The sequence below is a fragment of the Flavobacterium sp. LS1R10 genome (assembly GCF_003968825.1).
Taxonomy (GTDB): Bacteria; Bacteroidota; Bacteroidia; order Flavobacteriales; family Flavobacteriaceae; genus Flavobacterium.
The window spans coordinates 638155-664927 of record NZ_RYDH01000001.1; the positions used below are offsets into that span (position 1 = coordinate 638155).

The window sequence follows — 26773 nt, forward strand, 5'->3', positions numbered from 1 at the left end:
AAACGTTATTTTAGATTTGTCAACAAATATCATCCAAACAACTCACTCGCCACATCTTCAATTTTGGCTACTAATCGAATGTTAATTCCGGTATTTTTCAATGCAATTTTATTATATTTAGAAACAAAAATGGTCGAAAAACCTAATTTTTCCGCTTCCTGAATGCGTTGGTCTACACGGTTTACCGGACGTATTTCACCGGAAAGGCCCACTTCGCCGGCAAAGCAAAAATCTTTATTGACTGCTATATCTTCATTCGAGGACAAAATGGCGGCAACTACAGCCAAATCTATCGCAGGATCATCCACTGAAATTCCTCCTGTGATGTTCAGGAAAACGTCTTTTGCGCCAAGCCTAAAACCGGCTCTTTTCTCTAAAACGGCCAGAATCATATTAAGTCTTTTGGCGTTATACCCCGTCGTGCTGCGTTGTGGCGTTCCGTAAACTGCGGTGCTTACCAAGGCTTGAATTTCAATCATCAACGGGCGCATGCCTTCTAAAGTTGAAGCAATTGCTGTTCCCGATAATTCCTCGTCTTTATGCGAAATCAGTATTTCGGATGGATTCGAAACTTCGCGTAAACCATTGCCCAGCATTTCATAAATACCAATTTCAGCAGTGGATCCGAAACGGTTTTTTAACGAACGTAAAATGCGATATACGTGATTTCGGTCACCTTCAAACTGCAAAACTGTGTCCACCATGTGTTCTAGGATTTTTGGTCCGGCAATGTTACCGTCTTTGGTGATATGACCAATCAGAATCACTGGAATATTAGTTTCTTTGGCAAATTTGATTAGTTCGGCAGTGGTTTCCCGTATTTGAGAAATACTGCCGGGAGTGGATTCGATATAATCCGTATGCAAGGTTTGAATGGAATCGATAATCACGATTTCCGGTTGTATGGCTTCAATTTGCTTGAAGATGTTTTGGGTTTTGGTTTCGGTAAGAATATAGCAATTGTCACCGCTGGGCGTGATTCTTTCGGCACGCATTTTTATTTGTTTCTGACTTTCCTCGCCTGAAACATATAAAGTTTTATACGGTAATTTTAAAGAGATTTGGAGCAACAGTGTGCTTTTTCCTATGCCGGGTTCACCACCTAAAAGGATCAAGGAGCCGGGAACGATTCCGCCACCCAGAACGCGATTTAGTTCGCCATCTGTCGTGTCCATTCGGATTTCCTGAGCAGAATCAATTTCGTTTATTCGTAACGGTTTTGGTGCTTTACTGCTAGAAGTAGTTTCGCTTTTCCAAGCTGTTTTTTCTTGTTTCTGTATAATTTCTTCTGCTATTGTATTCCATTCTTTACAGGAATTGCATTGCCCTTGCCATTTGGCATATTGTGCGCCACAGTTTTGGCAAAAAAAAGTTGTTTTTACTTTTGACATTATTTTTTTGGTATTTGGCTTTTCATAGCATCCTGTTTTTCTAGTAGCAACCGTTTGGTTAAAGTACGGGTATTTCACGCTCACTAGGAGAAGCAATATACTACATTATAAAAAATTAGCCACTGTTGCTTTTATTTTTCTTATTTAAAAAATAGAGCATCAGTGGCTGGAAGTGACAAGGGCCTTTTGCGTATCATAAACGATACCATAAAGAGCCGTTTTAGAATGGAATGTTTTAGGTCAAAGAATTGTCTTTTTCATTGGGAAAAACAACCCAAGGCTTGAAGGTTTTGGCTTCTTCAAATTCCATTGTTGCGTATGAGATGATGATGATGATGTCGTCTTTTTGCACTTTTCTGGCCGCAGGTCCGTTGAGGGTTATGGTTCCTGAATTTCTTTCGCCTTTGATGGCGTAGGTTTCAAAACGTTCACCATTATTGATGTTTACAATAGACACTTTCTCCCCCTCAATGATGTTAGAAGCATCCAGTAACGTTTCGTCAATGGTAATACTTCCGATATAATTCAGATCGGCTCCCGTTACTTTAACGCGGTGAATTTTTGATTTTAAAACTTGAATTTGCATGCTACAAAAGTAAATTAATTTAATGAAATGGTGTCAATCAAACGAATATTGTTGACTATTACAACAATAAAGGCACGGTATTTTTTATTTTTATATTTTCGGGTACACGGAAGCAGGGTTGCTTCATCAGCAATAACGAAATATTCCAGTACAAAAGTAGGATTGTTCCGGAATGATTTTTGAACCCATTCTGAAATTTCTGCGGTACTTTTTGTAAAAAATTGGGCTTTTACAGAAGTTAATATTTTGTAGATGATAGCTGCTTCGGCTCTTTCCAGAGCTGATAAACGCTCATTTCTGGAACTCATGGCCAGATTGTTAGGCTCTCTAAAAATGGGACAGCCAATTATGGTTATGTTTAAATGGTTTTTAGCTACCATTTTTTTTACGATTTGCAATTGCTGAAAATCTTTTTCCCCAAAATAGGCTTTTGTAGGTTGAACAATCTCAAAAAGACGTTTTACAATTGTACCGACACCATTAAAATGCCCGGGTCTGAACTTGCCTTCCATTTGATTTTCAAGTCCATCAAAATCAAAATGTTCAGCAAGGGGTGTTCCATCATAAATATCGACCACCTCAGGGGCGTATAAAATGATATTTGGATTCAAAGCCGTAAGTTTTTTTACGTCTTCATCAAATGTTCTTGGGTATTTTGCCAGATCTTCGGAATTGTTGAATTGAGTAGGATTGACAAAAATACTCACTACCGTATTCTCATTTTCCAACAATGATTTTTGCATTAATGCCAGATGACCTTGGTGTAAAGCACCCATAGTTGGAACAAATCCAATGGTGGAGTGAAGTGCTTTTATAGGTTTCAAATAGTTCACTAAAGATGCTTTTCCGTAGAAAATAGGCATGACTGTATTATTAAAATTAAATGCAAACTTACTATTTTAGTTAATAACTGCATAAATTATTGTAATTTTGCACTGTTTTTATTGCCAATAAATTAAGTAAATTATAATATGAAAGATAAGAGGATATTATACGTATCATCTGAAGTGGTGCCTTATCTCGCTGAAAACGAGGTTTCTTTAATGTCTTATGACGTTCCAAAAATGATTAATGATCAAGGCGGACAGATAAGAATTTTTATGCCAAGGTATGGAAATATTAACGAGAGAAGACATCAGTTGCACGAAGTTATCAGACTTTCGGGCATGAATTTGGTAGTGAATGACTTGGATATGCCTTTGATTATTAAAGTGGCATCTATACCAAAGGAACGAATACAAGTGTATTTTATTGATAATGATGAATATTTCAAGCGCAAAGCGACTTTTGCAGATGAAGAAGGCGTGATGTATCCGGATAACGATGAGCGTGCTATTTTCTTTGCAAAAGGAGTGGTAGAAACCGTGAAAAAACTCAATTGGGTGCCAGATATTATTCATGTTCATGGCTGGATGGCGGCAATGTTGCCCATTTACATGAAACATTATTATAAAAATGAAGCATTGTTTTCAGAGACAAAAATCGTTACATCGGTTTACAGTCAGTCTTTTGAAGGAACTTTAGATGCTGGAATGATTAATAAAGTAAAATTTGATGGCATACCTAAAGAAGATATTGCTGATCTTGAAATCCCGGATTATGAAAATATTATTAAGGCCACGATAAAACATTCTGACGCTGTGATTATTGCCTCGGAAAACCTGTCTTCAAGTTTAACAAAATTTATAGAATCTTCAGGAAAACCTTTTTTATCTTTCGTCCCGAAAGATGCATTCGCGGAAGCTTATACTAATTTCTACAGAAACGAGGTTCTTTAAATTAAACTTTTTTATTAAATATGTACAATAATTCTTTCTTTAAGAAAATTCTGGTAGTGGCAAGTATTGCTTTTTTATATTCTTGTGATAAAGATTATAATGAAATTGGAGCGGGTTTAATAGGTGAAAATAATTTTAACCTGGAAAAAGAAACGTATGATGTAATAGCCTACAATCAAAAAACGGGGCCAATACAATCTAATAATCTTGCGGTAAGTCCTTTAGGGATTTTTAATAATCCTAATTTTGGCGAAGTAACAGCAAATTATGGTACACAATTGACATTGGTCACTCCTATATCTACTATAGGTGCAAATGCTTATATAGAAAGTGTAATCTTAACAATTCCATATTTTAGCACATTGACCTCCTCATCTACCACAACGGGAAATGTGTATCGCTTAGATTCAATTTATGGTGTTGAAAAAGCTAAAATGAAAATTAGCATCTATGAGTCGGGTTACTACATGAGAGATGCGGATCCGGTAGGTGGTTTTCAACAGGCTCAAAATTATTTTACAAACCAAAATACAGAATTTGATAATGTTAAAGTATCCAGTCGTTTAAATGACGCTGTGGATACAGCACAAAACGATGCTTTTTTCTTTGATCCTGCGGAGCATGTAGTTGCGGTTACGGATTCCTTAACTAATGCTGTTACCACAACAAGAACGGCTCCAGGAATGCAAATTAGTCTAAATAGAGGCTATTTTAAAACAAGGATAATAGATGCTGTTGCTTCGGGGAAATTAGCAACAAATGATGTTTTTAAAGACTATTTTAGAGGCCTGTACTTTAAAATGGAGAAAGCGGCAGGAAGTGCCGGTAATTTAGCAATGTTGGACTTTAAAGCAGGAAAAATTACGATAAAATACAATGAAGATTTGGCCTCAACTACTGGAGGGAGCCCAACACGAGTTAAAAAAACCATAGTGATGAACCTGACAGGAAACTGTGTTAGTTTGTTAGAAAACAATTTTGGAAGTAGCGGACTTGCCTATAATGCTTTGCCTAATACGGGAAATACTTCGGAAGGAGACGAGAAATTATACCTTAAAGGGGGCCAAGGATCCGTTGCAGTATTGAGTCTTTTTAACACTCCGGGTCAGTTAGAAGCCATTAGGAACAGTGGCTGGTTGATCAATGAAGCAAGTCTTGTTTTTCATATTGATGCGGAGGCTATGTCAGGTAGTTATGAACCAAAAAGGATCTATCTATATGATTTTAATAATAATCGGCCTATTGTGGATTATTATATGGACTTAACGTCTAATACTGCCAATCTCAAAAAAGCAAAAACAGTTTTTGATGGGAATATTAACGTAAATGCTACTTCCAAAAAAGGGTTGACATACAAGATTAGAATAACCAATCAAATACGAAATCTTATCAATGTTAAGGATTCAACTAATGTCAAATTAGGTGTTGTTGTTACCGAAGACATCAGTGTATTTCCTTCCCATAAATTGAGAACTCCTAATTCTTTTATCACCGGAGCGCCAAAAGCTTCTGTTATGAGTCCTTTGGGAACTATTTTATATGGCTCAAAATCTACCGTCCCAGTTGATAAACGATTGAAACTTGAAATTTTTTATACAAAACCAAATTAAGTCAAATTTATGTGTGGAATCGTTGGATATATCGGTTATAGAGAAGCTTATCCTATTGTAATAAAGGGATTAAAAAGGCTTGAGTACAGAGGGTATGATAGTGCCGGTGTCATGCTATATGATGGCGAAAACTTGAAACTGTGTAAGACAAAAGGAAAGGTTTCTGATCTGGAGGAGAGCGCTTCTTCTAGCATTACTACCAACGGAACAATTGGAATAGGACACACACGTTGGGCTACTCATGGAGTTCCTAATGATGTAAATTCGCATCCGCATCTTTCTAATTCTGGAGATCTAGCTATAATCCATAACGGAATTATTGAAAACTATTCGCCCTTAAAGGCAGAGTTGATAAAAAGAGGGTATGTATTTCATTCAGATACGGATACCGAGGTGTTAGTGAATCTAATTGAAGAAGTACAAAAAAAAGACAATCTAAAATTAGGCAAAGCAGTTCAGGTCGCTTTAAACCAAGTGGTGGGCGCTTATGCAATTGCTGTCTTTGATAAAAAAAATCCAAATGAAATTGTGGCTGCCCGTCTGGGAAGTCCATTGGCTATAGGTGTTGGAGAAGGAGAGTTTTTCATTGCCTCTGATGCTTCCCCATTCATAGAATATACATCGAATGCTATTTATTTAGAAGACGGTGAAATGGCGAATATCAGGTTGCACAAACCGATGAAAATCCGAAAAATTAAAGATGATTCTTTAGTAAATCCGAATATTCAGGAACTTCAAATGAATTTGGAGCAAATTGAAAAAGGAGGATATGATCATTTCATGCTGAAAGAAATTTATGAGCAGCCAAGTGTTATCAAAGATACTTATCGTGGAAGGCTTCATGCTAATCAGGGATTGATTCAAATGTCTGGTGTGGAAGATAATTTAGAAAAATTTTTAAACGCCGATAGAATTATAATCGTTGCTTGCGGTACTTCTTGGCATGCCGGTTTAGTTGCGGAATATATATTTGAAGAATTTGCCCGTATCCCAGTTGAAGTTGAATATGCATCAGAATTCCGTTATAGAAATCCTATAATTAACAGTAAAGATGTTGTGATCGCCATCTCTCAATCTGGAGAAACAGCAGATACAATGGCAGCAATTAAGTTAGCCAAAGAAAACGGGGCATTTGTTTTTGGAGTATGCAATGTGGTAGGTTCTTCTATTTCTAGAGAAACACATGCTGGAGCCTATACACATGCCGGACCTGAGATAGGTGTTGCTTCGACCAAGGCTTTTACCACTCAAATTACGGTTTTGACTATGATTGCGTTGCGTTTGGCTAAAGCCAAAGGGACATTGTCAAATTCTGTTTTTCATGCTTATTTACAGGAATTAGAAATTATACCTGAAAAAGTAAAAGAAGCTTTAGAGACAAACGAGAGAGCAAAAGAAATTGCGGCGATGTTTAAAGATGCTCCAAATTGTCTTTATCTGGGGAGAGGCTATAACTTTCCTGTAGCGCTTGAAGGAGCCTTAAAGCTAAAAGAGATTTCCTATATTCATGCTGAAGGTTATCCTGCTGCTGAAATGAAACATGGACCAATTGCACTGATAGATGAACACATGCCAGTAGTCGTTATTGCGCCTAAACAAGGCCATTACGATAAAATTGTAAGTAATATACAAGAAATAAAATCCAGAAGTGGTAAAATTATAGCAGTGGTGACTAAAGGCGATACTCAAGTTAGGGAGTTAGCAGATTATGTTATCGAAATACCAGAAACTTCAGATGCTTTATCGCCGCTGATAACTACAATTCCGTTACAGCTCTTGTCGTACCATATTGCTGTTATGCGGGAATGCAATGTAGATCAACCTCGTAATTTAGCAAAGTCGGTTACTGTAGAATAAAATAAAATATAATAGGGATATTACTGATATCCTTTTTAGTAGTGCCAGCCTCGAAAGAAAAACTTTCGAGGCTTTTTTTATTAGTACTTCTTTTGTCTTTAATTTTTTTCCGAAATACAAACGAATCATAAATGTTTGCTCTTTTGACACTTTTATCATATATCCAAAAATCAATAATAATTTTGTGATAAATGTATTTTTTATATGCATGCATAGTGAAATTTTGATTTTTTAATCTAAATTTTAACATTTTGAAATAAAATATAAATGTAGAATAACTGCAAATGAGGCAAAATTACTGATAAATATGAAATTTTACAGGTGATTTTTTATTAATATCAAAAATATTTGTACTTTGGCTTCCTAAACCAACAAAATAGAACCCAATGAGAGTGTATTTACTTTTTTTGTCATTGTTTTTTTGCAGTCTAACCTTTGCTCAAAACTCAATTTCAGGTACTGTTACTGATAGTAACAACCAACCAATTCCTGGAGCCAACATCAAGATAGTTGGAGATGCTTCTGGTACAATTACGGATCTAGACGGTTCTTTTGTATTGCAATCCTCTAAAAAACCACCTTATTCAATTGAGGTGACCAGTGTGGGGTTTGTTTCTCAACAAATTAGTGTTGTTTCTAGTAGTCAAAAACTACTCATAAAGCTTTTAGATGAAGAGAACAAGCTAGATGAGATCGTTGTTTCTGCTTCAAGAACACCAGAACGAGTGATCGAGTCTCCGGTTACTATTGAAAGAATGGGAATTCAGCAGATAAAAAACACCACGGCGCCAACCTTTTATGATGGTTTAGAAAACCTGAAAGAGGTGCATTTTAATACCAGTAGTATTTCCTTTAAATCGATTAATACAAGGGGGTTTTCAACTGTCGCCAATACGCGTTTCATGCAACTGGTAGACGGAATGGATAATTCATCTCCGGCCTTAAACTTTGTTTTGGGGAATTTAATAGGACTTTCTGATATTGATGTTGCTAATGTAGAATTACTGCCGGGAGCTTCCTCTGCATTGTATGGTGCAAATGCTTTCAATGGTATTTTATTTATGAACAGTAAAAATCCGTTCACAAATCAAGGGATCAGTACCTACGTAAAATATGGACAAACAACCCAGAAAGTAGCAGGAACTAATGATTATTTTGATTTTGGACTTAGAGCTGCCAAAGCGTTCAGCAAGCATTTTGCCGCCAAAGGGAATTTTAATTTTATGAGAGCTACAGAATGGATTGCTGCTGATCAAAGAAGCGTTACTGGCGGATCAATAGGTCATGCTAATAATCAAAATTATGACGGATTAAATTTATACGGTGATGAGGTAACTACTTTCATCACTAATGTTGGTCAGGTAAGCAGAACCGGATACCGGGAACAAGACCTGAATGACAATAAAGTAAGAAGTGTAAAGGCAGATTTTTCTTTACATTTTAAACCATGGGAAGGGGAAACCGAAATTATATTACAGCACAAAATAGGTTTGGGGAGCACTATTTATCAAGGAGCGAATAGATATGCACTCAATGATTTCTTTATGCAACAAACTAAAATAGAAGTAAAAGGAAAAAATTTCTTTGTAAGAGGGTACATAACGGATGAAGATGCAGGGAATTCCTATGACATGCGTTTTGCTGCTTGGAATGTTAATAGAGCGGCAAAATCAGATACAGAATGGTTTACGAACTATGCTACAGCATATCAACTTTCAGGTGCAGTTTTGGGAACTAATGCACAGTTATCTGCTGCGAATGCAAGGAACTATGCCGATTACAATATTAAACCGGCTGGACTTCCTTTTTTGCCAACTCCAACAGGGAGTGCGCGATTTGAACCGGGTTCGGTACAATTCAATCGTGCTTTGGCGGCTGCAATCGCGGAACCGGATCTAACCAAAGGAGCTAAATTTATTGATCAATCAAAAATTTACCATTCAGATGTAAATTATAATTTTAAAGATCTAATAAAATTTGCAGAGATCCAATTAGGAGGGTCATTCAGACAATATGAAATGAATTCTCAGGGAACAATCTTTACTGATTTTGATGGTCCTTTACGTTATAATGAGTATGGTGCTTATACGCAATTAACTAAAAAATTCTTAGATGACCGATTGAAATTTACTGGGTCTGCACGGTACGATAAAAGTCAAAATTTTAATGGAAATATATCCCCTCGTGTCTCTTTAGTGTATTCTGCGGGAGAGTCAAAAAGACATAATTTCAGGGTTTCTTATCAAACTGGTTTTAGAAATCCAACAACTCAAGACCAGTATATTGGTCTTGACTTAGGGCCATTTGCTTTAATTGGTTCAGCTCCTGAAAACTTAGATCGTTTTACAGAGGTTAGAGGAGTTAGTGCGGCGGGACAAGCAATGGGCGTTCCTGCTACGTTAACATTAACAGGACAAAATGCGTATAACAATTCGTTTACGCTAGCTTCAGTTCGGGCTTTTAGTGCGGCAATAGCGGCTAATCCAGCTAATGTTCCGGCTGCAGCAGCTTTGTTGCAAGTGGCTAATATAGGGCTGGTAAAGCCAGAAGAAGTTCAGGCACTTGAGCTAGGATATCGTACGGTTGTAAATAATGACTTATCAATTGATATTAATGGATATTACAATGTGTATAATGATTTCATGAATGTTTCAAGAGTAATTAGTCCTTATTATGGGGACGTTAACACGACATTTGATTTTGGAAATCCAGCAACTTTAGCGACGCTTTCTGCATTAAGTAATGGAGATAGAAGAGTGTACCAAGTGTATACGAATACTACTGCAAAAATCACGTCTCAAGGTTTTGGTGTAGGCTTGTCTAAGAAAGTGTATAAAGATTTTGAGGTTGGTGTAAATTATAATTTTGCTGAATTTAGTTTTGATCAAGCAGAAGATCCAGGTTTTGTAGCTGGTTTCAATACGCCAAAACATAGGGTTAAAGCGTCTGTAGGAAATGATAAATTATTCAAAAATTTTGGTTTTAATATCAATGCGAGATACAATACGGAATATTTATGGCAGTCCTCTTTTGCTGATGGAATTGTTCCTGAAAACACGGTCTTAGATGCTCAGATTAATTATGGTTTTCCGGCCTTAAAATCAGTGCTTAAAGTGGGAGCTACTAATATTGGAGGAAGGGATTATATTCAGGTAATTGGAGCGGGTGCCATCGGACAGCAATGGTTTGCTTCTTGGACAATTAATCCGTAGTTCAGAAAAGTCAATAATTTTAAAAAATATATTATGATAAAAAATTTCAAATGGCTGTTGTTGATTTCGCTAACCTTCGCAGCATGTAATAACGAGGATGACAATGCTGGGCCAGTTGAGGTTCCTATAACTTCCGGAACAGCAAGTTTTTCAAAATACGTTGCTTTAGGAGATTCATTTGCCGCAGGATATAGTGATGGCGCTCTTTTCAAAAAAGGACAAGAAAATTCGTATGTAAACATCCTGTCGCAACAGTTCGCTTTAGCAGGTGGTGGTGAATTTAAAACGCCATACACCAATGATAATATTGGTGGCTTATTGTTGGGAGGGAATGTAATTGCAACAAATAGGTTGTATTTTAATGGTTCAGGACCTGTTCAGGTAAGCGGTACTCCTACCACAGTAGTTACAAATAAAGTAGCTGGGCCTATTAACAACCTAGGAATTCCAGGGGCTAAAAGTTTTCATTTAGTAGCCCCGGGCTATGGAAACGTAGCCGGAGTGGCTTCTGGTGCGGCTAACCCGTATTTTGCTCGTTTTGCTTCAGCTTCAGGAACGACTGTTTTAGCAGATGCCCTGACTCAAGCACCAACGTTCTTCTCCTTGTGGATTGGCGGGAATGATGTCTTGACGTACGCTACCTCTGGAGGTATAGGAGTGGACAGAACCGGAAATTTTAACCCTGCTACTTATGGTTCTAATGATATTACAGATCCAACTGTTTTTGCAAATGTGTATACCGGGCTGGTGAATGCCTTGACGGCTAATGGTGCAAAAGGGGTGGTTGCGAATCTTCCTTATGTAACTACACTTCCTTATTTTACAACAGTTCCTTATAATCCAGTTCCATTGACTGCCGCTGTGGCTGCACAATTAAATGGAGGTTATGCTGCTTATAATGGAGGTTTGCAGGCAATGGTCACTAATGGGTTACTTACAGCAGCTGAAGCAACAAGAAGAACTGTTAAGTTTGCTGCAGGAGCGAATGCCGTGGTGATTGTAGATAGCTATTTGACAAATTTGAGTGCTTTTGGAGTTCCTTCGTTCAGACAAGCAACTAAAGAAGATCTTTTAGTGCTTACGTCGAGAACTTTTATTGGAACACTAGTAGGAGGGAATGCTGCAGCTGTAAACGGCGTTTCGGTGCCTCTTGCTGACAACTGGGTTTTATCTAAAGCGGAGGTGGCGGAAGTCAAAGTTGCTACAGATGCTTATAATGTTACCATCAAAGCAGTTGCTGATGCTAAAGGATTAGCTTTTGTAGATGCTAAAGCCACTATGGCACAACTGTCTTCAAGCGGAATTCGTTTTGGGAATTTTCATATTACGGCGGCTTATGTTACTGGTGGTGCTTTTTCACTCGATGGAGTGCATCCCAGCGCAAGGGGATATGCATTAATAGCAAACCTTTTTGCAAATTCTATAAATGCTAAATATACAGCTACGCTAAGACCTGTTGATTTAGGGCTCTACCCTATTCAATATCCGGCTTCTATTCAATAATTAGAATTTGATTTTCTATAATAACAACCACCCGTTTGATGACGTGGTGGTTGTTTATTTTAGTGACAACTCGGTCTTTTGTTAGTTTCTAAGTCGTTTCTAAATAATCTATTAAAAAAATATCTTTTTTTATAAAAAAATATCTTGATTTTATATTTTAAAAATTATCTTTGCACACTGAAAAAAGGGTATAATCGATATGTTTCGATTGGTTCTGTTTCATAAACCTAAATAGCTATTTAATAAATACATAAGTGATGTCAAAAGTAATAGGAAAAGTTGCCCAAATCATTGGCCCAGTAGTTGACGTTGTTTTCAACGGTAAGGATGTTGAACTTCCAAAAATTTATGATTCATTAGAAATCACAAAAAAAGATGGTACACTATTAGTACTTGAAGTACAATCTCACATTGGTGAAAACACAGTACGTACCATTTCGATGGACTCAACAGATGGTTTGAGTAGAGGTTATGAAGTAGTTGGAACAGGGAATCCTATCCAAATGCCAATTGGTGCTGATGTTTACGGTCGTTTATTCAACGTGATTGGAGATGCCATTGATGGTTTAGGAAACTTGCCAAAAACAGGAGAAAACGGGATGTCTATTCACAGACAAGCACCGAAATTCGAAGATTTGTCAACTTCATCTGAAGTTTTATTCACAGGTATTAAAGTAATCGATTTAATTGAGCCTTACTCAAAAGGAGGGAAAATTGGATTGTTCGGTGGTGCTGGTGTTGGTAAAACAGTATTAATTCAAGAGTTGATCAACAATATTGCAAAAGGTCACGGTGGACTTTCTGTATTCGCAGGAGTAGGGGAAAGAACACGTGAAGGAAATGACTTACTTCGTGAGATGTTGGAGTCAGGAATTATAAAATACGGGGACGAATTCATGCACTCTATGGAAAATGGAGGATGGGATTTATCTAAAGTAGATATGCCAGGAATGAGAGAGTCTAAAGCTACTTTCGTTTTCGGACAAATGAATGAGCCTCCAGGAGCTCGTGCTCGTGTAGCACTTTCTGGATTATCTATCGCTGAATATTTCCGTGATGGTGCAGGAACTGATCAAGGGAAAGATGTATTGTTCTTCGTGGATAATATCTTCCGTTTTACACAAGCAGGTTCTGAGGTTTCGGCACTTTTAGGCCGTATGCCATCTGCAGTGGGTTACCAACCAACATTGGCTACTGAAATGGGTGCGATGCAAGAGCGTATTACATCTACAAATAAAGGTTCTATTACATCAGTGCAAGCGGTTTACGTTCCTGCAGATGATTTAACGGATCCGGCTCCGGCTACAACTTTTGCTCACCTTGATGCAACAACAGTATTATCTCGTAAAATTGCTGAGCTAGGTATTTATCCAGCGGTTGATCCATTGGATTCAACTTCAAGAATCCTTACGCCTCAAATTTTAGGTGATGAGCATTATGACTGTGCACAAAGAGTAAAAGAAATTTTACAAAAATACAAACAATTACAAGATATCATTGCGATCCTTGGTATGGAAGAATTATCGGAAGAAGATAAATTAGCCGTTTCAAGAGCACGTCGTGTACAACGTTTCTTATCTCAACCTTTCCATGTTGCTGAGCAATTTACAGGATTAAAAGGAGTGTTAGTGGATATCAAAGATACTATCAAAGGATTTAACATGATTATCGACGGTGAATTAGATCACTTGCCAGAATCCGCTTTTAACCTTAAAGGTACTATTGAAGAAGCTATCGAAGCTGGAGAAAAAATGTTAGCGGAAGCATAAATTAGTGTTCAGTGTTCAGGCTCAGTATTCAGTACTGTGACTGTAAACTGAGACTGTAAACTAAAAAGTATGTTATTAGAAATAGTATCACCAGAAGCAAAATTATTTTCAGCAGAAGTAACTTCGGTTACATTGCCCGGAGTTGATGGAAGCTTTCAAATTTTGAATAACCACGCACCGATCGTTTCTATTTTAGGAAAAGGTGTCGTGAAAATTACAGCTTCTACTTTTGCTTTTGCAAAAGAGGTAGTAGGTAAATTCACGAAGTTAGATGATCAAAATTATACGCTAACGATCACTTCAGGAACAATTGAAATGAAAGATAATAAAGTTATTATTTTAGTTGACTAAAATAATTTTGAGTTATAAATCAAAGCTTCACAATTTGTGGGGCTTTTTTTTTGGAGCTATGTCCAGCTGTCCACTATATCTTTTACAAAGCTTCCGGCCTTCAAAAGGCTGGAAGCTTTGTAAAAGGATGCCGTTTCCATCTGGGCTAAAAAGTCGAGAACAAGAGATTATTTATCCTTTGCAAACTCCATAATATCTCCGGGTTGACATTCCAGAATCTCACAAATCAGTTCTAGAGTCGAAAACCGAATCGCTTTTGCTTTCCCGGTTTTCAAAATAGAAAGATTAGCTGTTGTGATTCCCATTCGTTCCGCTAATTCATTCGAACGCATCTTTCGTTTAGCGAGCATTATGTCCAGGTTGATGATAATAGACATGATTATATTGTTAAATTATTTTCAGTTTCTATAATATTTCCTTTTTTAATAACATCAGAAAAAGCTAATAACCCAATGCCAATTGCAAGTAGTAACAAATACATAATAATATCAGAAAGTATTTGGTCCTTTGGCTTCTGACTCATGCCCAACAGTCTAATTATGATCCCATAAACGCTTAAAAGCAACAAAAGGTAGCCACTTCTTTTAAATCTCTCTGAGCCTTTGTAATTAAAAAAGCCTTCTTTAATAAATCCTTGTAGCCCTTTTTGAATATTAAACAACGCTAATATTAATACAGCTATCCGTACTATCATTATATAAGGACTTAAATTTCCGAAAATAGATTCCTTGTACATTATAGTTATTTCTTCGCTAGACATGTTATACCGTAAGCACTCGTTTATTGGGATAGCTAAGATTAATAATCCTATGAAGATCTTTAAAACCCAATTTAAAATAATAATTTTTCTCATATTTTTTCTTGTAAATATATAAAAATTATTGACAAACAATAATTAAATGTTTAAAAACAATAAAATATAAAAAAAAATTAATTACAGGTATTTTTTTTCTTTTTATTTTAAATCTGAATTAAAAACTGTTTTAGACAAAACTCATTTTTAATAGTTTTTTTTATAAAAAAGCCTAACAGGTTTCCAACATCTGTTAGGCGGTAGTTGATAAAATTAGATATTAAAACAAACCATTAAAACAAATCACCAACTTGATTATTTTTAGTTATTCGGCACCATCAATAAGAGCTCTTGCAACTGCAAAGCCACCCACTTTTTCGCCTAATTCAAGTCCTTTTTCACAATCGCTTCTATAATGAATGCATCCAAACATTCTGGAATCCGAAGCTTCTTTTGCCATAGCTACAAAACCTTGTGCTTTTGCAGGGATGAGATGTGATAAAACAACATAGGCCGCACCGCTGAAGGTAGAATGGCCGGATACATAAGCAGGGAAATTTGGAATCCCGGTTAATGTTTTTATAGACGGATCTATTTGGGAAGGTCGGGGGTTAAAGTACGTGTATTTTGCGTCCCAGCAGCAGATCGCCGCATCCATCATAGCAATATTTAGCAACGCTAGATTTCGTGCCCAGCGCACCTCACTATAATTGAGTGCTACAAATGACTCTGATGCAATTGCATTCCAGTGTCCGGGTGGCGTATAAGTTCCTACTCCATCAGCCCAAAAAGCAACAATTTCCATGTTTTTTCTAGTGGCATTTTTTCCATAGCTTTTTACTTCAGCTAATTCTTTTGCAAATTGTTCTGATTTTGTAGATGGTGGTGGAATCGGGCGGCTGGCCACAACCATTTCAGGAGTCATAAGAAATGATTTTACTTTTCCAAATAATGGTAGCATTGGAGGTCTTGCTGGTATATCTAATGATTTCCATGGAGTTTCTCCGGTTGCTGCCGTTTGAGTTTCCAGTTGTGTCCAAAGCGCTTGATTGCCAATAGCAGCTGCTGTTCCGTCAGCAGTAGCTCTGGCGATAAATTTGGCTGCTATTTTTCTGCCTAGAATAATTCCGGCATCCACATCACTGCGAACATTGGCACCACTAATAATGCGATATAATTTTTGTTCCGCTGCCTTTTCTTGTATGTAAGCGATTTCTGTTGGGAATAATAATTTTAATAACTCAACCGTTACTCCTGCTAAAACAGCATCTTCAGAGGGATAGGAAGGCAAGTTGCTTTTTGGGATTAAAACCGGTAATGTAGCATCAACCGTAAAAGGTGCAGCTCTATTGTACAGTTTTTTATAATGCCAAGTTGCTATCATCGCATCGCATTGCGCCGCACTCACATAGGCATACGCTCTGGCTGCATAAGGCGGATTTGAGAATGGAAACTGCGGATTCGCAAACGGATTTGCTCCAGATGGTGCAGGGTAGGTTCCGTCTTCATTTTGATACGGCGGTCGATTGTGTCTTGCCACTAATGTTCGCATGATTTCATTCCAACGCAAAACTCCTCCGGCACTCCAGTATTTTATGATGTTTCTTTGGTCTTGCGTGATGTTTGCCTGATAGCTTTTTATCTCATTTATTTCTCTTGTAAAAGCCGCTGCAGTAGTTGCTATTGGTGCATCCAAAGAGAACTCATCCGGAGTAGTCAGTAAGAATGTTTTCCAGGTCCCTGCTAATTCGTCTGTATTGATAGGATTTAATTGAGGGAATTGCTCGTTGCGTTCTGTTAGCTCATCACTGCAAGATTGGTTCACTGCAAGAAACAGAACCAAAAGACTGTAATAGGCTATTTTTTGTGTTTTATTTTTCATTTTCTTGTGCTGTTTTTTTTAAATTAAGGATGTAAAATAAACCACCGTAGAAGGTGTTTGATTGGCCAATATTTCTACCTTCCGTAACAAAATTGCACCCCCCAATAAGAGATAATCCCGGAATTTTCTGGAGTGTGTATTTAGTATTCACGCCAATTTTTAAGGCATTCATAGTATTGCTCGGGAAAGGCATGTTGTTGGTAGTGATGTCAAATCCTCCGGATTGCGATACCCAATTGTCCAGAATCGCTTCGGCTATTAATCTAGTGGAACGATAGCCAATTCTCAAGTTTACAGAAATTGCATCTGGCATGTCTACTTCATTGGTGTAATGCATTTCGTTTGTATAGTAGGAGTTTCGGTCAACGGTTATATTATCTCTTTTTACATAAGCGGCTGATATAGTGGTAAAAAAATGACCTCTTTGATAATCACCCATGATTCGTAAAGAAGCTGTCTTGCTTTTTAGGCCAAGACTCAAGGGTAAATAATCAGCTGAATAATCAGTAACCGGAGCCGAAAGTCCTCCCAAAGCATATAACGAGTAGGTAGCTTTACCAATTGTTTTTTCAAATGGCATGTATTTTACTGTTAGTGAAATATCTTGTAATCCTTTTTTGCCTTCCATTGTTCCAGCACTTGTATGTGTATCCACGTAAGGAAGACTGAAAATAATATTCAATTTGTCAGAAACACCATAGTTTCCCATTAGAGCAATTGATTTTGTTGAAACAGTACCCAGATTAAGATTTTCTCTTTTGAAAGTTCCTTCCCAATACTTGTTCCAGCTGCTGTACTGGTAAACGGCTCCAAAACAAAAATTATTTTTACTCATCATAATTCCGTCAATCTCGGTTTGAGCATTTATAAATAGAGGAACCAATAGCAGGCAGTTCAGATAAATTTTTTTCATTAAAAAATGGTTTTTGGTTAATGGTTTTAGCCTTTTTTAGAATGGATAATGGTATAAAATAGTACAACAACAACAACTTTTTACCTAAGAAGGTCTGAGTTAAAAATAGTGATTGTTTGTCAAGTAATATCGCTGTAAAACAAGATTTGTTTTTGGCTTCAGCCAAAAAATCTCTTTGAATTTACAAGGCTAAATGCATTGATTAAGGGCGTTTTTCAAACAGAGAACTGTTCTATAAATCCATTTTAGTCATGGTCCTAAAGGCTAGTTATACAAAGTATACCAGAATAGCAATGCAAAATGGCCTATCAAATTATTCACAAAAGTGAATTCAGAAAACACAAAAACCTGTTTTGTATTTATAACGGGCACAATTTCTATCGAAAGGGTGTAATAAATGTACAGATATAGCTAAAACAATCATTAGTTATCTTGACTTTTAAAGGCGGGATAAAAGCGAATGATTCCACTAAAATGAAAGAAGATTTAAACGAAATCAGGTGGTGAATACGAAATGGAAGTGTACCCGGGATCTAACGCCTGGTTTGGCGTAATGATAGGTTCAGCAGAAAGCATCGCTGTTTTTGGATAAAAAGCTACGCAAACAGTATTATTTGAAATATAATCTTGAAGAAAAGACTTCATGAGTTTTTTAACCGGAGACTCTTTAGAGGAAGATCCATTAAATAATTGATTGTCAACAATATTTTTTAAATCCTGGCTTATTGCATCTTGATGTGCATTGCGCAGGTAATACAAACTTAGTATGTTATTTTGAATTCTTTTCTTGAAAATATGATACCTTTTATTGTTGATAACCACATCTTCATTGACGTATTCAAAATCAGTGTCTTCAATAAAAGAATATAAAGTTGCATTCAATTGGATTACTTCAAACTCTGTATCATGTCTTTTTTCCATAGTAGATACCCACGCTTGCTCTTCTTGATAAGCAAACATTAGATAGTATCCCATCACGTTGTAAAACAACGTTACTATTAAAAAAAGTGATGCAATTCGTTTCATATTTGCCGAAAGTAGAAAACTATTTCATAGGTTATTATCTTCAATATTAATTTTAAGGTTTTTTTAACATAATTTAATAAAATTATAAAACGAAACCGTTTTCGGAAAAATTTGTAGATTTTTTTTTAATAGTTGTTTTTTAATTGTTAATTTTTATAGAATTATATTTTTTTGAATAATGAAACAAGATTCTGTATTAGAATTTCTATTTCAAAATTCATTAATTGGAAGAAATTAGTAAACAAAAATGGCGCAAAATCCATAAACCAAAAAAGATGCTTATTTTTGTGGACTATGAAACATTTCCCAGAAAATCTATCCGCTAAACTTGAAATTCGAAAGCAAAATAATGCGTTGCGAAAATTGTCTTTGTCAAGTAAAAGAATTGATTTTTCTTCCAATGATTACTTGGGATTTTCACAATCAGAAATTATATTTAATCAGACGCACGAGTATTTAATTACTAATAATGTCATTCAAAACGGGGCGACGGGTTCCCGATTGTTATCCGGGAACCATAAGCTGTATCAAGAAACAGAAAACTGTATTGCCAGTTTCCACCAATCAGAAACAGCCTTGATTTTTAATTCGGGTTACAATGCCAATATTGGTTTTTTTAGTGCCGTTCCACAAAAAGGCGATTTGATTTTATACGATGAATTGTGTCATGCTTCTATTCGGGACGGAATCCAACTGTCGAATGCCAAAGCCTATAAATTCAATCATAATGATTTTGAGGATTTAGAAAAATTGATTTTACGGAATCCAAACACTATTATTTATATCGTTACTGAATCTGTTTTTTCTATGGATGGTGATTGTCCCAATTTGGAAGAATTGGTTTCGGTTTCAACTAAACACAATTGTTATCTTGTTGTTGATGAAGCGCATGCTTTGGGTGTTTTTGGCTCGATAGGAGAAGGATTAGTTCAAATGTTGGGTTTGCAAGAGCACGTTTTTGCTCGAATAATGACTTTTGGGAAAGGATTAGGTTGCCATGGAGCCGCGATTTTAGGCTCGGTTGAATTGAGGGATTATTTAGTAAATTTCTCCCGAAGTTTTATTTATACCACAGGGCTTTCGCCACATTCTGTTGCTGCGATTTTGGTTGCGTACCAGCATTTAGAAAAAGATTCGGTTTCAATTTTAAAATTAAAAGAAAACATTGTCTTTTTCAATCAGCAGAAAAATCTATTGAGTTTAAAACCACTTTTCGTCCGAAGCAAATCGGCAATACAATCGGCCATTATTCCCGGAAATGAAAAAGTAAAAACCATCGCCAGTCAACTACAGGAAAAAGGATTTGATGTGAAAGCTATACTTTCGCCAACAGTTCCCAAAGGGCAGGAACGCCTGCGTTTTTGCATTCATAGTTACAATTCGACGCAAGAAATTACGGAAGTGTTGCATTTGTTGTGCACTTTTCTTTTTTAGCGTGCGGATGCTTTGGATTTCAAGGATTAAAACAGATTAGTGCATTAACGTACTTCTTGCTGTAATTATGGGTTTACTTTTGATTGCAGATTAATCCTGAATTCAAATAATCAAAAAAGCATAAAGAATACGGGTGAATTGTAGTATAAACTATCGATACTTTATTAGGAAAGAAGCGATTAGTATTTAAACCTAATATGGTTTGTAAATTAATTTTTTGTTGTACGAATTTTGAGTGCTCAAATTGGTCCCTATTTAACGCAGCGCCTATATTTTCTTTCTCATTCTCGCCACAGGAATATCGAGTTGTTCTCTGTATTTAGCAATGGTTCTTCTCGCAATTGGATATCCTTTTTCTTTTAGGATTTCGGCTAGTTGATCATCTGGAAGCGGTTTTTTCTTGTCTTCTTCCTCAATTGTATTTTGAAGGATTTTCTTGATTTCCAATGTCGAAACATCCTCGCCTTGATCGTTTTTCATGGATTCCGAGAAAAATTCCTTGATCAGTTTCGTGCCATAAGGCGTTTCTACATATTTGCTGTTTGCTACACGTGAAATCGTCGAAATGTCAAGACCTACCATGTCGGCAATATCTTTTAAGATCATTGGTTTTAACTTGGTTTCATCACCATCCAGAAAAAACTCTTCCTGATAATGCGTAATCGCATTCATGGTTACAAAAAGGGTTTCCTGACGTTGGCGTATCGCATCGATAAACCATTTAGCTGAATCCAACTTTTGCTTTATAAACTGCACTGCATCTTTTTGTTGTGCCGATTTGTCTCGGGAATCCTTATACGTTTGCATCATTTCCTGATACTCTTTAGAAACGTGCAGAGAAGGAGCATTTCGACCGTTTAAAGTCAGTTCCAGTTCACCGTCTACAATTCTAATAGCAAAATCAGGGACTACGTTTTCTGTTATTTTATTGTTTCCGGTAAAGGATCCTCCTGGTTTTGGGTTCAGTTTTTCTATTTCGTGAATTGCTTTTTTAAGCTGCTCATTTGAAACATTGTATTTTTGTAACAGCTTGTCATAATGTTTTTTAGTGAAAGCATCAAACTGATTTTCGATAATGTCAGTGGCCAGTTCTACGGATTCTGTCGGTGTTTTATGTTTCAATTGTAACAACAAACATTCCTGTAGATCTTGTGCTCCTACACCAGATGGTTCCAGTTCATGAATTACCTGCAGCATTTTTTCGACCATTTTCTCATCGGTATAAATGCCTTGCGTGAATGCCATATCGTCTACCATATCAGCAACACTGCGACGAATATATCCCATGTCATCAATACTTCCTACAAGGAATTCGGCAATATCACGCTCTTCATCATTCAGGATGAAGGTATTCAACTGATTGATTAAATCCTGATGAAAACTCACTGGCGCGGCAAAAGGCGTTTCGCGATCATCGTCATCATCACTATAATTGTTAGCCTGCGTTTTATAATCCGGAGTTTCGTCATTGCTTAAATATTCGTCAATGTTGATGTCTTCGGCGTCAATTCGCTCTGATTCCGCATCATCATAATCGTCATAATCTTCGTTTTCGAATTCATCCTTTTCATACTCATCTTCTTCTTTTCCAGTTTCTAAAGCTGGATTCTCGTTCATTTCTTCCAGTAAACGCTGTTCGAAAGCTTGCGTAGGCAATTGAATTAACTTCATCAACTGAATTTGTTGAGGAGATAATTTCTGTGATAATTTTAAATTTAAGAATTGCTTCAGCATTTTTATTGTTTAATCGGTTAACCGTTTATTTGTTGAATCGATTAACCGAATAACCGACTAACCGAATAAACTTTTTTAAAACTCCGCATTCATTGGCGTTCTTGGAAAAGGAATTACGTCACGAATGTTTGTCATTCCTGTTACAAACAATACCAATCTTTCGAATCCAAGTCCAAAACCAGAGTGAACCGCTGAACCAAATCTTCGGGTATCAAGATACCACCATAATTCTTCTTCATCAATTCCTAAGGCTTTCATTTTTTCAACTAAAACATCAAAACGCTCTTCTCTTTGAGAACCGCCCACGATTTCTCCAATCCCTGGGAAAAGGATATCCATCGCACGAACTGTTTTTCCGTCTTCGTTCAAACGCATGTAAAATGCTTTGATATTTGCCGGGTAATCAAACAAGATTACCGGACATTTAAAGTGTTTTTCCACCAAATAACGCTCGTGTTCTGATTGTAAATCAGCTCCCCATTCGTTGATGATATAGTTAAATTTTTTCTTTTTATTAGGCGTACAATCCCTTAAAATATCAATGGCTTCGGTGTACGAAACACGTTTGAAATTGTTTTCCAAAACAAAGTTTAGTTTGTCCAGCAAAGCCATTTCGCTTCTTTCCGCAACTGGTTTCGATTTCTCTTCATCCAATAATCTTCCTTCCAGGAATTTCAAATCCTCAGGACATTTTTCCAAAGTGTATTTGATTACATGCTGAATAAAATCTTCGGCCAAATCCATATTGTCGTTCAAATCATTGAACGCTACCTCTGGCTCAATCATCCAAAATTCAGCAAGGTGACGCGAAGTATTCGAGTTTTCGGCTCTAAATGTTGGTCCAAAAGTATAAATCTGTCCCAAAGCCATGGCAAAAGTTTCTCCTTCCAGTTGTCCCGAAACCGTTAGGTTCGTTTCTTTCCCGAAGAAATCTTCTTTGTAATTCACTTTTCCATCTTCGGTTCTTGGCGTTCCGTCAAATGGCAAGGCGGTAACTTTAAACATTTCACCGGCACCTTCGGCATCTGATCCGGTGATGATTGGTGTATTCACATACACAAAACCTTTCTCTTGAAAATAACTGTGAACTGCATACGACAATACCGAACGTACACGCATTATAGCTCCAAACATATTAGTACGCACTCTTAAATGCGCATTTTCCCGCAAGAAATCCAAGCTCGGTTTGTTCTTAGGTTGTATTGGGAATTTCTCCGCATCTGAATCTCCAAGGATTTCCAGTTTAGCTACCTGAATTTCAAATTTTTGTCCTGCACCTTTGCTTTCTACCAAAGTTCCGGTTACAGATATTGCTGCTCCAGTGGTAATTCTTTTCAAGGTTTCATCTGGAGTGTTTTCAAAATCGACAACACATTGTATATTATTGATAGTCGAACCATCGTTCAACGCGATAAATTGATTGTTTCTAAAAGTTCTCACCCATCCTTTTGCATTCACTTCATGAAGCGTCGTGGTACTGTTTAGTAAGTCTTTAACTTTTGTATGTCTCATTTTAGGGGTATAATTGATATTAAAAATTGTCTGTAACTGAACTGCAAATATAAATGATTTGTTTTAAAAGTCATTGCGAGGAGTGAAGCAATCTGGAGCTATTTCCCGCTTTCCGTTGCAATCTTTTTATTTTTAAAGAAAAAATAAAAAGGATTTACACTGCAATCAGGGCTAGGGAGTAGTGAAAGTACGGTTTTTCAAGATCTTCTTTGAGAATAAATAGGATTGTGATTGGTAACTGAAATGCTTTAGTTTTTTGATCACATAAATGAGAATATTTTCTGGTAATTAATTCTTGGTATTTTGATAGGTACAATCTCGCCTCAAATACCAGCAGTACAAAACTTAAAAACAAATCCTCAAAGTTGGAAACTTTGAGGAGCATGATTTATTGGTTTGAATCTAATTCCATCAGTAAAAAACTAAAAGTTACATCCTAAAAGTTAGAAACTTTGCGAAGCAGAAGAGCAGGAAAATTCAAAAATGGGAATGTAAGTTGAAAAATAAATTTTATGATTCTTAATTATTGTTAATTTTCTTTAGTAGATTCAGTTTACTATTGGCAATAGAATCAATTTTTGAAGTTGATTTAGTAATTAATGAGTCGAGTTTTTTTACTTTAGCTCCTTCTTTGTTGATTATAGAATCAAGGGAATTTACTTTCTTCAACTCTTTATTAACCAGTGAATCTAACTTTTCCGCCTTGGCATTCAACTGATTGATTTTTTCTTCAGCTTGTTTTGAAATATCACCGCAGGAAACAAGTACGCCGGTTAACGTAATTAAGAGAAAATTGCTGTATTTATGTTTTTTCATGACTGCATTGTATTAATTTAAATTAGTATCGATTGCCAGGTAAACGGTATTCTTACGACACCTTTCTGGGAGTTAAAGTACGATATTACTTTGAATAATATAAAATAATATTCAAGTACAGTGTATATAAACTTTACTTATTTTTTTTTTCTAAATCATCAATCTCGGCATCACTTGGTTCGATGATGTCAATTTTGGGTTCGATAAAATCTTGTTCGTTGGCCAAAGTTTTATTCAAGGTCAAGACTAAAGCTGGCAACAACATCAAATTGGATAGCATTCCGAATAATAATGTTAGCGAAATCAATCCGCCAAGTGCTATTGTTCCGCCAAAACTGGACAACATAAACACCGAAAATCCAAAGAACAACACGATAGAAGTATAAAACATGCTCAGGCCGGCATCCGTAAATGTGGCGTAAACGGATTTGCGAATTTTCCAGTTATTTTTCTTTAATTCCTCGCGGTATTGCGACAGAAATCTTACGGTGTCATCCACCGAAAGACCAAACGCAATTCCGAAAACCAATATCGTCGACGGTTTCAGCGGAATGTCCAGAAAGCCCATGATTCCTGCGGTTAGCATTAACGGCAATAAATTAGGAATGATAGAAACCAACACCATTTTGAACGAACGGAACATAAAACCAATCAAAAGTGCGGTCAGGAAAAAGGCGAAAGCCAGCGACGAAAGTAAGTTGTCCAGTAGGTAACCGGTTCCTTTTTGGAAAACTAAAGCTTTTCCGGTGATGGTGACTTTATATTGATCTGGCGGGAAAATTTTATCAGCTTTCTTACGAATTTCAGCTTCAATTTTGGCAATATTATCGCCATTTTCATCGCGCATAAAAGTCGTGATTCGGGCAAATTGTCCAGTGGAATCTACATAGCTTTTCATCAGATTATCTTTCGAGTTTTTTGTAGCATTTTTAGCATACGACAAAATAAACGACTGTTCCTGTGACGTTGGCAATTCATAATAGTCTGGGTTTCCGTTATAATACGCTTGTTTGGAATATTTAATTAAATTGACAATAGAAATGGGTTTTGACAATTCCGGAATTTCATCAATGGTTTCCTCCAGTTCTTCCATTCGCCTAAGCGTAGACAATTTCATAACTCCTTTTTTGCGTTTGGTGTCAATCATGATTTCGAGGGGCATCACTCCATCAAATTCTTTTTCGAAGAAAACAATGTCTTCAAAAAAGGCTTCTTTTTTAGGCATGTCTTCAATTAAACTACCGGAAATGCGCATTTCGTAGATGCCTACAATGCTAATTACTAAAAGAATAACAGAAACGACATAAATTGAAAAGCGATTGTATTTTACGTTTCTCAGAATCCAATCCATAAAAACCTTCACATAATTGCGGTCTAGGTGTTCGATGTGGCGCTCTTTCGGGGCCGGAATATAACTGTGAAAAATAGGGATGACAATGATGCATAAAAAGAAAAGTGCCATAATATTGATAGAAGTCACGACGCCAAATTCCAGTAACAATTGATTATTAGAAGCCACAAACGTAGCAAAACCTATGGCCGTGGTGAGATTCGTCATCAAGGTTGCCATTCCTACTTTGGTAGTGACACGCTGTAATGCTTTGGCTTTATTGTGGTGAATTTTATATTCCTGATGGTATTTATTGGTCAGGAAAATACAATTCGGAATTCCGATTACGATGATTAATGACGGAACTAAAGCGGTCAAAACAGTGATTTCGTAGTTCAGTAATCCTAAAAATCCAAAAGACCACATTACCCCAATAATGACAATTACCATTGATATTAACGTCGCCCTAAAACTTCTAAAAAAGAAAAAGAAAAGCAGTGAAGTAACTAATAGTGAAGCTCCAATGAAGATACTTATTTCATCGGTGATGGTTTTTGCGTTTAGCGTCCGGATGTAAGGCATGCCTGAAACGCGCAGGTCGATTCCGGTTTCTTTTTCGAATGTTTCGACTGCGGGAACTAATTTATCCAGAATAAAATCTTTTCGGGCTGCTGTGTTTACAATTTTTTTATCCATGTATACGGCAGAGCGAATGCTTCCCGATCTTTTGTTGAAAAGTAATCCTTCGTAAAAAGGCAAATCATTGAATAGTTCTTTTTTGATCTTTTGAAGATATGCCGGATCAAGAGTTTTGCTTTGGTCCACAAAAGGAACGAGTTCAAAGGTTTGCAGCGAATCATTTTTTTGTAATTTCTTTAAGTCATTTAACGAAATTACTAAATCTACCGCTTTGTCTTCTTTCAGCGTATTCATCATTTTGCTCCAGGAAGCATAGGCTTTTGGGGTAAATATGGAGTTATCTTTTACACCGATGATGACTAGATTTCCCTCTTCGCCAAATTTATTTAGAAAAGCGTTGTACTCGATATTTACAATATTATCATCCGGTAATAAATTGGCTTCGGTAAAAGTGAAGTGGATATTTTTCCATTGTAGTGCTAAAAGCGCTGTTATCACAACAATAATGGATAACATCAAAATTCTATTTCTGAGGACAATTCGCGCTATTAATTCCCAAAATCCTAAACTAAACCACTTAATCATAAGTCAATATTAAAGGCGGTAAAGGTAGTCAAAACCACTATAAATTATTTAT

General features: G+C 36.5%; 21 protein-coding genes. 8 read left to right on the top strand and 13 right to left on the bottom strand.

The annotated features are described in order from the left end of the window. Positions 1–29: 29 nt before the first annotated feature. From radA to panC, 3 genes are all read right to left on the bottom strand, one after another. A complete protein-coding gene (gene radA, locus EKL96_RS02860) occupies positions 30–1391 on the bottom strand; it encodes a DNA repair protein RadA (protein WP_126457932.1) in 1362 nt (453 codons plus the stop codon). A gap of 235 nt (positions 1392–1626) precedes the next feature. Next, positions 1627–1977, bottom strand: coding sequence for an aspartate 1-decarboxylase (panD, locus tag EKL96_RS02865; protein ID WP_126451936.1), 351 nt, complete (start codon positions 1975–1977; stop codon positions 1627–1629). A 14-nt stretch (positions 1978–1991) separates the two neighbouring features. Continuing rightward, entirely contained in the window at positions 1992–2840 is an 849-nt protein-coding gene (gene panC, locus EKL96_RS02870; RefSeq protein WP_126457935.1) for a pantoate--beta-alanine ligase, read from the bottom strand. Positions 2841–2948: 108 nt separating this feature from the next. Between panC and EKL96_RS02875 the strand changes: the two genes are divergently transcribed. From EKL96_RS02875 to EKL96_RS02905, 7 genes are all read left to right on the top strand, one after another. After that, positions 2949–3755 carry a glycogen/starch synthase gene (locus EKL96_RS02875; protein ID WP_126457938.1) on the top strand — a complete coding sequence of 269 codons (807 nt, stop codon included), beginning with the start codon at positions 2949–2951 and terminating at the stop codon, positions 3753–3755. Positions 3756–3775: 20 nt separating this feature from the next. Next, entirely contained in the window at positions 3776–5365 is a 1590-nt protein-coding gene (locus tag EKL96_RS02880) for a DUF4270 domain-containing protein (protein WP_126457941.1), read from the top strand. A 9-nt stretch (positions 5366–5374) separates the two neighbouring features. Beyond that, positions 5375–7222: a glutamine--fructose-6-phosphate transaminase (isomerizing) gene (gene glmS, locus EKL96_RS02885; protein ID WP_126457944.1), complete on the top strand. Its 1848-nt coding sequence runs from the start codon at positions 5375–5377 to the stop codon at positions 7220–7222. Positions 7223–7608: 386 nt separating this feature from the next. Further along, entirely contained in the window at positions 7609–10434 is a 2826-nt protein-coding gene (locus tag EKL96_RS02890) for a TonB-dependent receptor (protein ID WP_126457947.1), read from the top strand. Between the two features lie 33 nt (positions 10435–10467). Then, entirely contained in the window at positions 10468–11937 is a 1470-nt protein-coding gene (locus tag EKL96_RS02895; RefSeq protein WP_126457950.1) for an SGNH/GDSL hydrolase family protein, read from the top strand. A gap of 257 nt (positions 11938–12194) precedes the next feature. Continuing rightward, positions 12195–13706: a F0F1 ATP synthase subunit beta gene (gene atpD, locus EKL96_RS02900; protein WP_073204939.1), complete on the top strand. Its 1512-nt coding sequence runs from the start codon at positions 12195–12197 to the stop codon at positions 13704–13706. A gap of 69 nt (positions 13707–13775) precedes the next feature. After that, positions 13776–14057, top strand: coding sequence for a FoF1 ATP synthase subunit delta/epsilon (locus tag EKL96_RS02905; RefSeq protein ID WP_126457953.1), 282 nt, complete (start codon positions 13776–13778; stop codon positions 14055–14057). Between the two features lie 167 nt (positions 14058–14224). Here the strand turns inward: EKL96_RS02905 and EKL96_RS02910 are convergent, their stop codons facing one another. From EKL96_RS02910 to EKL96_RS02930, 5 genes are all read right to left on the bottom strand, one after another. Continuing rightward, positions 14225–14434: a helix-turn-helix domain-containing protein gene (locus tag EKL96_RS02910; protein ID WP_126457956.1), complete on the bottom strand. Its 210-nt coding sequence runs from the start codon at positions 14432–14434 to the stop codon at positions 14225–14227. 2 nt (positions 14435–14436) lie between these two features. Beyond that, on the bottom strand, positions 14437–14817 hold the full coding sequence (locus EKL96_RS02915) for a hypothetical protein (RefSeq protein ID WP_126457959.1): 381 nt from the start codon (positions 14815–14817) through the stop codon (positions 14437–14439). Positions 14818–15175: 358 nt separating this feature from the next. Continuing rightward, entirely contained in the window at positions 15176–16732 is a 1557-nt protein-coding gene (locus EKL96_RS02920) for a phosphatase PAP2 family protein (protein ID WP_126457962.1), read from the bottom strand. Further along, positions 16722–17645, bottom strand: coding sequence for a transporter (locus EKL96_RS02925; protein ID WP_126457965.1), 924 nt, complete (start codon positions 17643–17645; stop codon positions 16722–16724). Before EKL96_RS02925 ends, EKL96_RS02920 begins: the two co-directional genes overlap by 11 nt. A gap of 486 nt (positions 17646–18131) precedes the next feature. Further along, a complete protein-coding gene (locus tag EKL96_RS02930) occupies positions 18132–18671 on the bottom strand; it encodes a hypothetical protein (protein WP_126457968.1) in 540 nt (179 codons plus the stop codon). A 294-nt stretch (positions 18672–18965) separates the two neighbouring features. On the opposite strand from EKL96_RS02930, the gene EKL96_RS02935 reads away from it, so the two are divergent. Further along, on the top strand, positions 18966–20105 hold the full coding sequence (locus tag EKL96_RS02935; RefSeq protein ID WP_126457971.1) for an aminotransferase class I/II-fold pyridoxal phosphate-dependent enzyme: 1140 nt from the start codon (positions 18966–18968) through the stop codon (positions 20103–20105). A 267-nt stretch (positions 20106–20372) separates the two neighbouring features. Here the strand turns inward: EKL96_RS02935 and rpoN are convergent, their stop codons facing one another. The 5 genes from rpoN to EKL96_RS02960 form a co-directional block, all read right to left on the bottom strand. Then, positions 20373–21839: an RNA polymerase factor sigma-54 gene (gene rpoN / locus EKL96_RS02940; RefSeq protein WP_126451949.1), complete on the bottom strand. Its 1467-nt coding sequence runs from the start codon at positions 21837–21839 to the stop codon at positions 20373–20375. A gap of 75 nt (positions 21840–21914) precedes the next feature. Continuing rightward, the gene (asnS, locus tag EKL96_RS02945; RefSeq protein WP_126457974.1) at positions 21915–23351 is read right to left on the bottom strand and encodes an asparagine--tRNA ligase; all 1437 of its coding nucleotides are present in this window, start codon (positions 23349–23351) and stop codon (positions 21915–21917) included. A 154-nt stretch (positions 23352–23505) separates the two neighbouring features. Then, entirely contained in the window at positions 23506–23736 is a 231-nt protein-coding gene (locus tag EKL96_RS02950) for a hypothetical protein (RefSeq protein WP_126457977.1), read from the bottom strand. Between the two features lie 134 nt (positions 23737–23870). Further along, positions 23871–24167 carry a hypothetical protein gene (locus tag EKL96_RS02955; RefSeq protein ID WP_126457980.1) on the bottom strand — a complete coding sequence of 99 codons (297 nt, stop codon included), beginning with the start codon at positions 24165–24167 and terminating at the stop codon, positions 23871–23873. A gap of 133 nt (positions 24168–24300) precedes the next feature. Beyond that, positions 24301–26721, bottom strand: a complete 2421-nt coding sequence (locus EKL96_RS02960; protein ID WP_126457983.1) for an efflux RND transporter permease subunit — start codon at positions 26719–26721, stop codon at positions 24301–24303. Positions 26722–26773: the final 52 nt, after the last annotated feature.

What these genes read in the sequence shown, in the direction of transcription:
- EKL96_RS02925 (WP_126457965.1), bottom strand. Translation starts at nt 17,645, where the DNA reads ATGAAAAAAATTTATCTGAACTGCCTGCTATTGGTTCCTCTATTTATA.
- EKL96_RS02920 (WP_126457962.1), bottom strand. Translation starts at nt 16,732, where the DNA reads ATGAAAAATAAAACACAAAAAATAGCCTATTACAGTCTTTTGGTTCTG.
- EKL96_RS02910 (WP_126457956.1), bottom strand. Translation starts at nt 14,434, where the DNA reads ATGTCTATTATCATCAACCTGGACATAATGCTCGCTAAACGAAAGATG.
- panC (WP_126457935.1), bottom strand. Translation starts at nt 2,840, where the DNA reads ATGCCTATTTTCTACGGAAAAGCATCTTTAGTGAACTATTTGAAACCT.
- EKL96_RS02905 (WP_126457953.1), top strand. Translation starts at nt 13,776, where the DNA reads ATGTTATTAGAAATAGTATCACCAGAAGCAAAATTATTTTCAGCAGAA.
- atpD (WP_073204939.1), top strand. Translation starts at nt 12,195, where the DNA reads ATGTCAAAAGTAATAGGAAAAGTTGCCCAAATCATTGGCCCAGTAGTT.
- panD (WP_126451936.1), bottom strand. Translation starts at nt 1,977, where the DNA reads ATGCAAATTCAAGTTTTAAAATCAAAAATTCACCGCGTTAAAGTAACG.
- EKL96_RS02960 (WP_126457983.1), bottom strand. Translation starts at nt 26,721, where the DNA reads ATGATTAAGTGGTTTAGTTTAGGATTTTGGGAATTAATAGCGCGAATT.
- asnS (WP_126457974.1), bottom strand. Translation starts at nt 23,351, where the DNA reads ATGAGACATACAAAAGTTAAAGACTTACTAAACAGTACCACGACGCTT.
- EKL96_RS02895 (WP_126457950.1), top strand. Translation starts at nt 10,468, where the DNA reads ATGATAAAAAATTTCAAATGGCTGTTGTTGATTTCGCTAACCTTCGCA.
- EKL96_RS02935 (WP_126457971.1), top strand. Translation starts at nt 18,966, where the DNA reads ATGAAACATTTCCCAGAAAATCTATCCGCTAAACTTGAAATTCGAAAG.
- EKL96_RS02955 (WP_126457980.1), bottom strand. Translation starts at nt 24,167, where the DNA reads ATGAAAAAACATAAATACAGCAATTTTCTCTTAATTACGTTAACCGGC.
- EKL96_RS02875 (WP_126457938.1), top strand. Translation starts at nt 2,949, where the DNA reads ATGAAAGATAAGAGGATATTATACGTATCATCTGAAGTGGTGCCTTAT.
- radA (WP_126457932.1), bottom strand. Translation starts at nt 1,391, where the DNA reads ATGTCAAAAGTAAAAACAACTTTTTTTTGCCAAAACTGTGGCGCACAA.
- EKL96_RS02930 (WP_126457968.1), bottom strand. Translation starts at nt 18,671, where the DNA reads ATGAAACGAATTGCATCACTTTTTTTAATAGTAACGTTGTTTTACAAC.
- EKL96_RS02890 (WP_126457947.1), top strand. Translation starts at nt 7,609, where the DNA reads ATGAGAGTGTATTTACTTTTTTTGTCATTGTTTTTTTGCAGTCTAACC.
- rpoN (WP_126451949.1), bottom strand. Translation starts at nt 21,839, where the DNA reads ATGCTGAAGCAATTCTTAAATTTAAAATTATCACAGAAATTATCTCCT.
- EKL96_RS02915 (WP_126457959.1), bottom strand. Translation starts at nt 14,817, where the DNA reads ATGTCTAGCGAAGAAATAACTATAATGTACAAGGAATCTATTTTCGGA.
- EKL96_RS02880 (WP_126457941.1), top strand. Translation starts at nt 3,776, where the DNA reads ATGTACAATAATTCTTTCTTTAAGAAAATTCTGGTAGTGGCAAGTATT.
- glmS (WP_126457944.1), top strand. Translation starts at nt 5,375, where the DNA reads ATGTGTGGAATCGTTGGATATATCGGTTATAGAGAAGCTTATCCTATT.
- EKL96_RS02950 (WP_126457977.1), bottom strand. Translation starts at nt 23,736, where the DNA reads ATGCTCCTCAAAGTTTCCAACTTTGAGGATTTGTTTTTAAGTTTTGTA.